Origin of the sequence: Bacillus cereus group sp. TH152-1LC (assembly GCF_027710505.1) — a bacterium.
Classification (GTDB): Bacteria; Bacillota; Bacilli; order Bacillales; family Bacillaceae_G; genus Bacillus_A; species Bacillus_A mobilis.
The window spans coordinates 1-653 of record NZ_JAQFNK010000079.1 but is presented as its reverse complement, the minus strand read 5'-3'; the positions used below and the strand labels follow the sequence as shown (position 1 = coordinate 653).

The following is a 653-nucleotide window of genomic DNA, read 5'->3' as shown; positions in this document are numbered from 1 at the left end:
CAAAGCCCAAGGTTTGTTTTTGCCATGCTAAGCATGGCTCGGCAAAGCCGACAAGCGTCGCAGACCCCTATCGATTTTGATGCGTTAGCGTCAAAATAAGTATAGGGTTACGTTAATTGACATCATTTCGTCGCTTTGCTAGACTGATGGTATCAATTAATCTAGGGAAAGTGGTGGCACTTTATGTTGGGTTCTATCTCATTTAATCAATCCCACCAAAGTTCATTGAGTCATAATAACAGAGAAAATATTCACGGAAATCCTGGTATCGATCCATCCAGGTTAGAGGAGAATATTTACTTTGTTCAAAAAGATATCCGAAGTGTATACAAGGAAGTCTTTCAAGAAGCAGTGGACAAGTATAACGAGAAACAAAAACGGAATGATCGTAAAATTGATGATTACTATGACAAAATACATAAAGATGATAAGACGCATGAGCAACGAGAACTGGTTGTAGCGATCGGGGAAGGTAAAGACGACCCAAAGTATAGGGAAGCGAAAAAGGAAGCGCTGAAGCGTTATGCTGAGGTATTTCAGGAGAGAAATCCAAACCTAGCGGTTTATAACATGGTTTTACATGATGATGAAGCGAATCCGCATTTGCATATTAACTATGTACCGAATTTCGAAAGTAGTCGAGGATTAACGAG

Annotated in this window: 1 protein-coding gene; it reads left to right on the top strand. The window is 39.8% G+C overall.

Annotated elements, in window-relative coordinates; all coding sequences use genetic code 11:
• Nucleotides 1-183: 183 nt before the first annotated feature.
• Nucleotides 184-653, top strand: a 470-nt coding sequence (locus PDL00_RS34690; RefSeq protein WP_270733850.1) for a plasmid recombination protein, incomplete at its 3' end; no start/stop codon positions are given.